This window comes from Staphylococcus sp. EZ-P03, from assembly GCF_003344575.1.
In the GTDB taxonomy this organism is placed as follows: Bacteria; Bacillota; Bacilli; order Staphylococcales; family Staphylococcaceae; genus Staphylococcus; species Staphylococcus simulans_B.
Map to the genome: position 1 here is coordinate 20,857 of NZ_QPMO01000025.1, position 7,062 is coordinate 27,918.

General features: G+C 35.8%; 4 protein-coding genes and 1 pseudogene. All 5 read right to left on the minus strand.

What is annotated here, in order from left to right; all coding sequences use genetic code 11:
• Positions 1-13: 13 nt before the first annotated feature.
• Positions 14-1,306 (minus strand): transposase, encoded by a 1,293-nt coding sequence (locus DVJ99_RS11550; protein WP_114604332.1) that lies wholly within the window; start codon positions 1,304-1,306, stop codon positions 14-16.
• Positions 1,296-1,508 carry a hypothetical protein gene (locus tag DVJ99_RS11555; protein WP_114604333.1) on the minus strand — a complete coding sequence of 71 codons (213 nt, stop codon included), beginning with the start codon at positions 1,506-1,508 and terminating at the stop codon, positions 1,296-1,298. The genes DVJ99_RS11550 and DVJ99_RS11555 overlap by 11 nt, the downstream gene beginning before the upstream one ends.
• Positions 1,509-3,798: 2,290 nt before the next feature.
• Entirely contained in the window at positions 3,799-5,364 is a 1,566-nt protein-coding gene (locus tag DVJ99_RS11560) for a YfcC family protein (protein WP_205527067.1), read from the minus strand.
• A 433-nt stretch (positions 5,365-5,797) separates the two neighbouring features.
• Positions 5,798-6,730 (minus strand): carbamate kinase, encoded by a 933-nt coding sequence (gene arcC, locus DVJ99_RS11565; protein WP_105994402.1) that lies wholly within the window; start codon positions 6,728-6,730, stop codon positions 5,798-5,800.
• 14 nt (positions 6,731-6,744) lie between these two features.
• A pseudogene (locus DVJ99_RS11570) lies at positions 6,745-7,062 on the minus strand (ornithine carbamoyltransferase); the annotation flags it as partial.

Consider the following 7,062-nt stretch of genomic DNA (forward strand, 5'->3'; position numbering starts at 1 on the left):
TTAATTTGATTGGTTAGTCCCTAACCGCAAGTTTCAGTGTTTTAAAGAACATTTCTTGTTCTAAATACATCATGTGGCAGTTAATAGCTGTTTCAGCAGATTCAATACTTGCATAGACCATCGGGCATTCGTTCTTGCGCTTGATTTCATTGTTTATTTTTTGCGCATTGTTGCTTGTAAGGGTGTAGTTTTGATTAGGTCTTACAGGTAATGACAGGTAAGTGAAACAATCCTCAAAGTGGCGATTTAATAGTGCGATGCCTGATTGATATTGCGGTTGACCGTCGGTCAACTGAATCAGTTCTTCTTTCAATTGGACATTGATAGCGTAATCCGTTCTGTGATGGTACAGGGCAGTGACCAGTTTATGTGCACGTTTAGATACATCAGGCAGATTCGGGTCTATAGGCTGATCTGTATTCAATTGCTTATCGAATTCAGTTTTGATTGCAGTACGCATTGCTATCGAACAGATTTGATATTTCATCTTCGGATAGTAAGTTTGTGCAGCTGCTTTTAAATCATCAGATACACCGCCTGAAAGCAACAGGGGTTCATTCAGCCCTCTATCAAAGAGTTCTTCAAACAGAGACTTCCATACCTTTTCTTCTGTCTCGAATGAGAGACATGTAGTTAAGATGCTTTGTCGGCCGTTCTTATCGATACCTGTGATTGTAAATAAATTAGCAAAGTCGATTTCATCACCTTTAAACACAGGGACTTTAAGCATATCAGCATGCAAGAAGTAGTAGTGCGATTCAGAATATGAACGGCAGCGCCAAGGGGCAACCACAGTGTTCAAATGGTCTTTCATTACTTGGACAGCATCTTTAGTAACCGAAGCACCCCAGAAGTTGAATATCGCATCATGTGCTTTGTTTAAAGTGAGACCATTGACGTGATTATCAAGCAAGTACGTCAGCATTACCGCATGCGGCAATTCATAATTGTGCATGATTTTTGGATCGAATACAGTATAAAGGTGTTCTGGCACCTTGATATCTAATTGACCGATTTTAGTAAAATATGCGGACTTAAACGATGCTTTCTTTAGCTTTGTGACGTTAATAACTTCTGAATCAAGCTTTTGGATAATATCAAAAGGGTATTCTTTTTGCAGATATGTGAGCATTATTTTAAGACATTTCTTATCCTGCAATTCTAAATTACTATTGTCTATTGCATTTGTTAATGCAGTGAATTGATGGTAGGGATGATCATATAAGCAATTCGCATTTAGAAATTCATCTAGTTTGTCTTTGTCTTCTACGAAGTCATAATCTAAAAAATGATAATTAAAATTCATAATAAACACCCCGAGGCAAGTTTTTTTCTGTTACTTTTAATGAATTGCATAATAATTTATTAAGAAGGTGCTGCTCAAAAAGCAGTGATATAAGCAGAGTAATACTAGAAAGCTCTAGTAAAAGTAAGTATTTAAGCGGCTGCAAATAACAGAAGTTATGTTTGCGGATACGCTTTATAAAATTTTTAAAATCTTTAATCATAAATCAGTACTCCTTTCTTTGATGTTGTATATTGTGTCATTACTGACACGAATTTTAGTATATATTTGAGCACTGTTATTAGTCATCTTAGCTATGAACACAAAGATGTATGACTCACAAGAGAAAAGAAGATTGTTAAAGAGGAGTTTTTAGCTTCCCTCATGAGATATTCGAATTATAGAATGATTTTTAAAGCTTGTAAATACTTTTTTTAAGAAAAAATTAAAATAGTTTGACAATTCTAAGTGGTAAACATTGAATGAACCCTTTAAACATAAGGGAAGTACATTGTTTGAACTTTTGAAGAAAAATTACGAGTGAAAGCTTCTGAAACTTTAAAATTATACAACGAGATATGTTCCATAATTTTGATTTTTAGTACATATTGTAAGCAATAAGTGTAAATATTTTGTTAATGAGACAAAAGCGTTATTAAACTCGATACAAAAATTAAAATATTAGATTGACAAAAGAATTGTGGTAATGCTAAGATTTTAGCATGCAGTTTCGAAAGAAACTACATATCCACTACTAGTATTAAGTTTTTCTTAATGCTAGACATTCTATTCTGAGGGTCTGATCACAAGGCATCTGCTTTGTGATTGGGCCTTTTTATTTTGTCTATGAATATAAAAAAGCCGCCCAAGCAGGGCGGCAGCCAGAAAAATAGGCCTACTGTATAAGGACTTAAGAGCGAGACAAATTGACAGCAGCAGGTGAATTTTCTAGTTTATTGAAATAGGATTACAGGATTAACTAACGCATATGTTAGTACCTCGCTCTTAAGATAAGCAAAATTATATATTAACTTTTGAGGCATGTAAAGAAATTTTATCAAAAGGATGTACTAAAATTTTTCTAATTATATTTTTATAAAAATGTGGTAAACAACAAATAAGTTATCTTTCTAACAAAAGTAACTGCATTACTAATTTAGTAACAAAATACTGAAAAAAGTCTTTTGAAAGCCGATGTAAAGCGATTTTGTAAATGTATCGATTGTGGGTATTTCTTAAACTTGAGTGCCTAGAAATTGCGGTGAAATGTAATGTTTTTAATAAAACCTATAAAAATTTTAAGATTTTTGTTGACTATCAAAAAAAGAGGTGTTAATATTTATCCATGCACAAGCCCAGTGCTTGCAAAATAGAATCTCAAACAAAGATTAAAGTTGGTGTTTGTAAGGCCAACATATCCCAACTTATGTTTGCATACACAGAAGGTTAAGGCTTGTGCAAGATTGAATCATCAAACAAGAAAATAGTAACTAACTTCATGAGGTTTGACAGTAAGATGATCAATCAACTATTTGTTTATCGGACAGCTGGTAAAAAAATAACTTATGAAAGGCAATCTATTTCATAACGGTTATGTTATTTCCAGTTAAAAATCCAGTTGGACATAAACACGCACACATCTATTAGTCACTTAGAACTCGAAAAGTATATGATTTTTTGTAAAACAGACATAGAAACATTACAGAACGCAGTTGTAGAAAGAGAGAACATAACTACGATGAAACGCCTGATAGATAAATAAAGGCTGATCATAATTATATGCAACTAGAAACATGGATGCAGAAAAGATAAAGAGGAAAACTGCATTTCAAAAAGTATATGATTGATCACAGCGCTTTCTCCTGTGTATCAGTCATCCAACTGCTAGGCTTTATAGTATGAAAGATAGAGAATTGCTGTAAAGCCTATCCCAATTTAACATTTGATTTCAAAGCAGCATTTTAATGGTTGGTGCTGCCTGAAAGAAATCAACTGATACAGGTCCCACTTCACACAGAACTACTAAGTATTTAGACAGGATGTAAATTCTATATTTAGTTCTACAGATTTTTCCAACTAGGTTAACGCAGTATTTTTTCCAATTAAGATACTGCGTTGGCCGCTATAATTGCTCTAAAGATGTACACGCTACATCAGCCCTTAGGAAGGGATTGTTGTTGCTTGCTTGCATAGCATGCATACACATAATAGTTGATTCTTTTCTTTAAGAGGGGAGCAGTGTTCAGCTGTTCCCCTTATATAGTTTTATTGTGCTTATAGAGATAAGCATTTTGAATTAGTGCATCACTTTCACTACTTTTTTCTTTATAATAAATTGAAGCCTGTTGCTTAAATTAAGCAGCGGGCTTTTATTATGCTCCGTTATATGTAAAATGCAGATAAAAAAGGCGGATAGGGGATAAAATTACGAGTTTCTTCCTATATAAATGTAAAAAGCGGAGATTCTTTCGAACCTCCGCTTAGATTTAAGGTATAATATTTTTTATCTTTGGTTATGAGTAAATCAATACTTGTGTTACTAACATGGCACCACCGAATACCAGTACGAATACTACAACCGGCCATACAAATCGGAACCAGTGAGAGTATTTCATATCAAGCATTTGCAATGTAGCCATTACAAGTCCAGTTGGTGCTAAGAATAACATTGCATATTGTCCGAATTGGTATGCAGTAACAATAACGAATCTTGGAATACCTACTGTGTCCGCTAGCGGCGCAAAGATAGGCATAGATAGTACTGCTAAACCAGAAGATGACGGTACGATAAATCCTAAGAAGAAGAAGATTATTAATAAGATAATGATAAAGATCGGACCGCTCACATGAGATACGATATCAGAAGAGAATTTCAAGATAGTATCTGAAATTAAACCTTCATTCATAACAAGGTTGATACCGCGGGCTAAACCGATGATTAATGATACACCTACTAAACTTGATGCACCATTGACAAAGGCATCGACGGTTCCTTTTTCTCCTAATCCATGTTTACCCATACCGGCAATGAACATGATGATGATTGTGACAGATAAGAACATTGCGGCCATAACAGGGAACCACCAACCTTGTGTCATAACGCCCCAAACCATTAATGGGAATGGGATAACGAACAAGATTAAAATGATTTTTTTACGCCATGTAAATTGATCCGCGTGTTCGTCTTTACCCATAACTGACCATTGTTCATTAAATTTATCTCGGTCTTCATATGAGTAAGATGCTTTTGGATCTTTTTTGATTTTTTGAGTATACCAATATAAGTATCCGATAACGAATATTGCACCGATAATACAACCTGCTAAACGCCAATACAATCCTTCTGTAAATGTAGTACCTGCAGCGTTAGAGGCAATTACTACAGAGAATGGGTTGATTGTTGAGAACGTAGTTCCGACGGAACTTGCCAAGAATATGGCACCCACACAGACGATAGAGTCATAGCCCATGGCTATAAAGATAGGCACCAGTATTGGATAGAAGGCGACGGCCTCTTCCTCGATACCACATAAGGTACCGCCTAGAACCATGAGGATAGATACCATAAATATGAGCACAAACTCATGTCCTTTTGTTTTCTTCGTTAGGGCTAACAGTCCAGATTCGAATGAACCGCTTGCGCTAACGACCCCAATTAATCCACCAAGTACAAAGATAAATACCATGATATCTACGGCTTCGATTGTACCGTGTACCATTGCATTTGTGATTTGTGCTGGTCCTGCTGGATTTTGTTCTAATCGTTCATAAGTATCAGGAATGGAAATCGGCTTGTTAATTGCGCCGGATTCGAACTGCTCGATATTGATTTTAACTCCGAGTTTATCCAATTGTTCTTGTGTACCAGGTACTTTCTTAATTTCTTTCTGAGGATTCTCGATTTTCAACTGATCAGAACCAGGCTCATAGGAAAGTTTAGAATAGGCACCGGCTGGAATGAGCCAAGTTGCGATGACTGCTACTACTGTTAAAATGAATAAAATGGCAAAGGCGCCAGGCATTCGCAGTTTAAATTTTTTCTTTTTAGGTGGTTCAGTTGATTCTTTTGCAGCATTCATTTCATTTGCATGATCCATACTAATCATCTCCTTATAAGCAAAGGAGCGAAAAATGCAGCGAGTATATTTAAAGATAGAATAGAAAGACAAGATGCATTTTTTGTCCCTTACTATTAATCGCTTTTCAAGCTATGCTTAAAAAGCAGTGTTAAATTTATATTCAAACGCTATTCAAGCAGGGATAGTGTGAGGTGCAGTTATCATATTAACTGAGTGTAAGAATACTCTTTTTTAAAACGTAAAATTTTTTTGTCAGTGATGAGAACTGACAACCTAATACCTATTCGCGATAGAATATGAATATAAATTATGTAATGAAAATTTATAAAAAAGCCTGAACAAGTTGTAACAAAAGTTGAATTGTTCAATCGTGTTCAGGCAATTTTTATAATCAATTTAATATACTAATCACTTAGTTGTAAGTGAAAATGGTCTACTTCTTGATCACTGTACCCACTTTGCCTTCTAATGCAGCATCTAGATTTTCTAGAGAAGTGATGAGTACTTCGCCTTCTGGGTTCTTTTCAATAAATTGCAGAGAAGCTTCAACTTTAGGTAACATACTACCTTTTGCGAATTGACCTTCTTCAATATATTTTTCCATATCAGAAGTTGTGACTTCAGTTAATTTTTCTTCGTTTTCTTTACCGAAGTTGATGAAGATATAATCAACTGCAGTTAAGATAATCAATTTATCAGATTTGATATGTGCTGCAAGAATAGCACTTGATTTGTCTTTATCGATAACTGCGTCTACACCTTGTAAATCACCGCGGTCGTTTTTAACAACTGGGATACCGCCACCGCCGCCGGCGATAACAAGAGATCCGTTATTGATTAAGTCTTCGATACTTGGTAATTCCACAATTTCAATCGGTTGAGGTGATGGTACCACTCTGCGGTAACCGCGACCTGAGTCTTCTACGAATGTGTAATCACGTTCTTTAGAGATTGTATCTGCTAAATCTTTGTCGTAGAATTTACCGATTGGTTTTGTTGGGTTCTCGAAAGCTGGGTCTTCTTTAGATACAACTGTTTGTGTGACTAAAGTCACAACAGGTTTTTTGATATCTAAATTGTGTAGTTCGTTTTGTAAACTTTGTTGTAGTTGATAACCAATGTAAGCTTGACTCATTGCGCCGCATTCTGGGAATGGGAAAGCTGGACCTTGATCATGTTCTGCCGCAAAGTTTAATCCTAGGTTGATACTGCCGACTTGCGGTCCGTTGCCGTGACTGATGACTACTTCGTGCCCTTTTTGAATCAATGCGACAAGTGATTTTGATGTGTTTTTCACTAGCTCTAATTGTTCTTGTGGGGAATTGCCTAAGGCATTTCCGCCTAATGCTACTACGATTTTAGCCATGCTTTATGTCCTCCTTATCCAATATCTCCTAGAGTTGCTACCATTACAGCTTTGATAGTGTGCATACGGTTTTCAGCTTCTTGGAATACTACTGAGTGTTTGCCTTCGAAGACTTCGTCAGTTACTTCCATTTCTTTTAAGCCGAATTTTTCGTAGATTTCTTTACCGACTTTAGTGTCAGTGTTGTGGAATGATGGTAAGCAGTGTTCAAAGATAACGTGCGGGTTACCAGTTTTTTCGATCATTGCTTGGTCCACTTGGTAAGGTTTTAATAATTTAATACGTTCTTCCCAAACTTCATCAGGTTCACCCATAGATACCCAAACGTCTGT

What these genes read in the sequence shown, in the direction of transcription:
- DVJ99_RS11550 (WP_114604332.1), bottom strand. Translation starts at nt 1,306, where the DNA reads ATGAATTTTAATTATCATTTTTTAGATTATGACTTCGTAGAAGACAAA.
- arcC (WP_105994402.1), bottom strand. Translation starts at nt 6,730, where the DNA reads ATGGCTAAAATCGTAGTAGCATTAGGCGGAAATGCCTTAGGCAATTCC.
- DVJ99_RS11560 (WP_205527067.1), bottom strand. Translation starts at nt 5,364, where the DNA reads ATGAATGCTGCAAAAGAATCAACTGAACCACCTAAAAAGAAAAAATTT.
- DVJ99_RS11555 (WP_114604333.1), bottom strand. Translation starts at nt 1,508, where the DNA reads ATGATTAAAGATTTTAAAAATTTTATAAAGCGTATCCGCAAACATAAC.